Below are 4,246 nucleotides of genomic sequence, written 5' to 3' on the forward strand. Positions count from 1 at the left end.
AACCGGCGACGCAGTCGCTGGTGCCGTTGACGAACTTGGTCAGGCTATGCACGACGACGTCCGCGCCGTGACGGAGTGGCGACAGAATCATCGGCGTGAAGGTGTTGTCGACCACCAGTCGCGCGCCGCCGGCGTGGGCGATGGCTGCGAGAGCCGGCAGGTCGCTGACTTCCAGCAGTGGATTGCTCAGCGATTCACAGTACACGACGCGCGTACGCGGGGTCATCGCCGCGCGCACGGCATCGTGGTCGCACACGTCCACGAAGCGGGTGTTCACGCCGAAGCGCGGCAGCAGATTCTTGAGCAAGGCATAGGTGCCTCCGTAGATGCTGCGACCGCAGACGATCTCGTCGCCGGCGCCGCACAGCGTCATCAGCGTGGTGCTGATCGCGCCCATCCCCGACGCCATGACCTGCGCGGATTCGGCGTCTTCCATCCGCTCCAGCGCGCTGGCCAGATACTTGTTGGTCGGGTTGAAATGGCGTGAGTAGAGGAAGCAGCCCTCGATCTCGTGTTCGAACAGCTCCGCCATTCGCTCCGGACTCAGGAAGGTGTAGGTGGACGAGTCGGTGATCGACGGGTTGACGTCGCCGAACTCGCCGAACACCAGATAATCCTGAACGCGTGATGCTGGATTGAAAGCCATGCGGGTGTCCTCCGACGGGTGATGGGAACATGAAACGTAGCACGCACGAACCCGCGATGGCAAAGCCATCCCGGCCGCGCTCGCGGCCGCTAGAGCGTGCGCGCATCGGCTCACTGGCCCGCCTGAGGTCTGCTCGTAACCCCGAAAGGGAAAGAGCACGGCAGAAAATGCTTGACCCCGCTGCCGGTTTTATTTATGTATGTGTGCTGGCCCCGTGGCGGGCCGACGACAACTCGCCCAGGGGTGGCAGGCACCTGCACCCGTCCCCGCCAGAACCAGGAAATCACAACAATGAAAAGAGATCTGCGTTTCCATATCGCCGTCCTCCCGGGGGATGGAATCGGCCCTGAGATCGTCGCCTCGAGCCTGCACGTTCTCGAGGTCCTCAACGAGCGCATGGGCGGTATCGGCTTCGATTTCTGGCATCTCGAAGGGGGCGCTGCGCATTACCAGAAGACCGGTACGGCTTTCTCCGATGAGAACATGGCCGCGTGCAAGAAGGCCGATGCCGTGCTGCTCGGCGCGATTGGCCTGCCGCATGTCCGCTACTCCGATGGCACGGAGGTCACCACCCAGCTGGATCTGCGCATCGAGATGGACCTGTATGCCGGGCTGCGTCCGATCCGCAGCTACCCGAGCCTGCCACGGGTGCTGGTCGACAAGCGCGCCTCCCAGATCGACCTCGTCCTGGTGCGTGAACAGACCGAGGGGATCCTCTACTCGCGTTGCCGCGGCACGATCGAGGACGACCGCGTCGCCTGGGAGACGATGATGATTTCGCGCAACGGCACCAACCGGGTTTCCGAGTTTGCCTTCCGCGTCGCCGAGCGGCGCGCCAAGAGCCGGCGACGACCGGGCAAGGTACTGTGTGTCGACAGAGCCAACGCGCTAACGTCGATGGCCTTCTTCCGCCGGATTTTCGGCGAGGTGGCTGAACGTCATCCGTCCGTCGCGGCAGACTATGCCTACGTTGACGCGACCGCCATGAAACTGGTCAAGTCGCCCTGGGAGTTCGACGTGCTGGTCACCGAGAATGCCTTCGGCGGCATCCTCTCCGACCTTGCCGCGGGTGTCGTAGGCAGCCTGGGTCTCGCGCCATCGGCGGACATCGGCGAAAAGCACGCTGTCTTCCAGCCTGCGCACGGCAGCGCACCACATATTGCCGGTCAGGGTCTGGCCAACCCGGTGGCACAGATTCTCTCGGTGGCATTGATGCTCGACTGGCTGGCCGACCAGCACGGCGAACCGCGCCTCGCGCATGGCGCGCGCATCCTCGAGCACGCCGTCGAAAAGGCGCTGACCGTCGTTTGCCCGGTCGAATTCGGTGGCAAGGATGGCACGGCGGCGATCACCAAGGCGATCATCGCCCAGATCCGGAAATCCTGATCGCGAGCCAGACAACGCACGGCCGATGGCCACGCGGCGGCGGCTTTCGTTCGTCATCGGCAGTGTGTTGCGCAGCACGGACCGTTAGAATGGCGCCTGCCGAAAAGAACGAGGACCGATGACATGAACGCCAAGCCGACACCCAGTACCGCCGATGCGCTGTTGCTTCCTGCCGTCGAATGCCGCACCGGGGACTCGCCGCAGTGCGCGATCATCTGGCTGCACGGGCTGGGTGCCGACGGACATGACTTCGAGCCGATTGTCGACGAGTTCGATTTCGACCAGTTGCCGGCAATCCGCTTCGTCTTTCCGCATGCACCGATGCGGGCGGTGACGATCAACGGCGGCTACGTGATGCGCGCCTGGTACGACATCGTGTCGCCGGATTTCGCGCCGGGGCGTGAGGAGGCCGAGGGTGTACGCCAGTCGGCCGAGCAGATCGAAGCGCTGATCGCCCGCGAGAACGCCCGCGGCATCCCCGACGGACGCATCGTCCTGGCCGGGTTTTCGCAAGGCGGAGTGATCGCCCTGCATACGGGTTTGCGCCACCCTCAGCGACTGGCAGGCGTCCTCGCGCTGTCGTGCTATCTGCCGCTGGTCGATACGCTGCCTGCGGAAGCGCATCCCGCCAATCGCGACGTGCCGATCTTCATGGCGCACGGACGTAACGACCCGGTCATTCCTTACGATTTCGGCAAGCGCTCGGCCAAGCTGCTCAAGGCGCAGGGCTACGCCGTGCAGTGGCACGGCTACGCCGCTGAACATACCGTATGCATGGAGGAGCTGCGGGACATCGAGGGCTGGTTGCAGCAGATCCTCGCCGACGCCTGTTGAGCCGGCGGCCACCCTCCTGATCCTGGTCCTCGACGGCTGCCCCCGAAGTGACTACACTTCCATCAAATCCTTATTAACGATGGGGGAAATGTCATGCGCCGGGTCGTCTTCAATCAAAAGGGAGGGGTGGGCAAGTCGACCATCGCCTGCAACCTTGCCGCCATTGCGGCGGCGCGCGGTCGAAGGACCTTGCTGATTGATCTCGATTCGCAAGCCAATGCTTCCCGCTATGTGCTCGGCAAGGCGCTGGACGAACAGAAGAAGACGCTTGCCCACTACTTCGACGATATCCTCGGCTATCGCCTGTTTCCCGAGGCGCTCGATGCCTACGTGATTCACACGCCGTTCGCGAATCTTGACGTGCTGCCGTCGGACTCCCGCCTCGAGGAACTGCAGGTCAAGCTCGAATCCCGCTACAAGATGTACAAACTGCGCGAATCGCTGGACAAGCTTGCCGGCTACGACGAGATCTTCATCGATACACCACCGGCGCTCAATTTCTTCACCCGCTCGGCACTGATCGCCGCCGATACCTGCCTGATCCCGTTCGATTGCGACGATTTCTCGCGCCGCGCGCTGTACACGCTGATGGACAACGTGCGCGAGATTCAGGCAGACCACAACCGTGCCCTGCGTGTCGAAGGGATCGTCGTCAATCACTACCAGGCGCGGGCCAACCTGCCGCTGCGTCTGGTCGATGAACTGCGCGGCGAGGGACTGCCGATCCTCGACGCTTTCCTTTCGGCATCGATCAAGATTCGCGAGTCGCACCATCAGGCGCTGCCGATGATCCACCTCGATCCGCGGCACAAGCTGACCGGCGAGTTCGCTGCCCTCTACGACCTGTTGTCGCAGTGAGCAGCGGCGGCGGCGGCAGTGGCGTTCGCCGGCAGTCGTCGCCGCCGATGCGCGCGGTCAGCGCAGCCAGCCCGACGAGGTGTATGATTTCCCCTTGTCATTGATCCTGGGGAGATGGGGATGCCTGCTGTGCGGCGGTGCCTGCGCCTGTTGGCGACGATTCTCTTGTGGCTCGGCTGTGGTGCGCTGGCAGCCGCGCCGGCGGCTACGCCGGGCAAGGGCCAGGTGGCGCTGGTCGTCGGCATCGGCGCCTATCAAAATGCGCCGCCGCTACCCAACCCGCCCAAGGACGCGCGCGCGGTCGCGGAATCGCTGAAGAAACTCGGCTTCCAGGTGGAGTTGGCCATCGATCCGGACAAGACTCGTCTGGAACAGGCAGTCAAGCGCTTTGGCGACCAGTTGCAGGGAGCCAAGGTCGGCTTGTTCTTCTACGCCGGTCATGGCCTCCAGGTCAGCGGACGCAATTACCTGGTGCCGGCGGATGCCAAGATCGACAACGAGCGCTCGCTGCCTTTCGCCGCC

General features: G+C 63.8%; 5 protein-coding genes. 4 read left to right on the forward strand and 1 reads right to left on the reverse strand.

What is annotated here, in order from left to right:
• A partial coding sequence (locus tag RUU78_RS24835) for an aminotransferase class I/II-fold pyridoxal phosphate-dependent enzyme (protein ID WP_313920516.1) occupies positions 1–646 on the reverse strand: 646 nt, incomplete at its 3' end.
• A gap of 291 nt (positions 647–937) precedes the next feature.
• Between RUU78_RS24835 and RUU78_RS24840 the strand changes: the two genes are divergently transcribed.
• The 4 genes from RUU78_RS24840 to RUU78_RS24855 all read left to right on the forward strand — a co-directional run.
• Positions 938–2,032: an isocitrate/isopropylmalate dehydrogenase family protein gene (locus tag RUU78_RS24840; protein WP_313920517.1), complete on the forward strand. Its 1,095-nt coding sequence runs from the start codon at positions 938–940 to the stop codon at positions 2,030–2,032.
• Between the two features lie 123 nt (positions 2,033–2,155).
• Entirely contained in the window at positions 2,156–2,866 is a 711-nt protein-coding gene (locus RUU78_RS24845) for an alpha/beta hydrolase-fold protein (protein WP_313920518.1), read from the forward strand.
• A gap of 93 nt (positions 2,867–2,959) precedes the next feature.
• Positions 2,960–3,724, forward strand: coding sequence for a ParA family protein (locus RUU78_RS24850; RefSeq protein ID WP_012806992.1), 765 nt, complete (start codon positions 2,960–2,962; stop codon positions 3,722–3,724).
• 120 nt (positions 3,725–3,844) lie between these two features.
• Positions 3,845–4,246, forward strand: a 402-nt coding sequence (locus RUU78_RS24855; protein ID WP_313920520.1) for a caspase family protein, incomplete at its 3' end; no start/stop codon positions are given.

The sequence above is a fragment of the Tahibacter sp. genome (assembly GCF_032229445.1).
Lineage (GTDB): Bacteria > Pseudomonadota > Gammaproteobacteria > Xanthomonadales > Rhodanobacteraceae > Tahibacter.

Bases quoted from the DNA above. Each gene is read 5' to 3' on its own strand.
- RUU78_RS24840 (WP_313920517.1), top strand. From the start codon at position 938: ATGAAAAGAGATCTGCGTTTCCATATCGCCGTCCTCCCGGGGGATGGA.
- RUU78_RS24845 (WP_313920518.1), top strand. From the start codon at position 2,156: ATGAACGCCAAGCCGACACCCAGTACCGCCGATGCGCTGTTGCTTCCT.
- RUU78_RS24850 (WP_012806992.1), top strand. From the start codon at position 2,960: ATGCGCCGGGTCGTCTTCAATCAAAAGGGAGGGGTGGGCAAGTCGACC.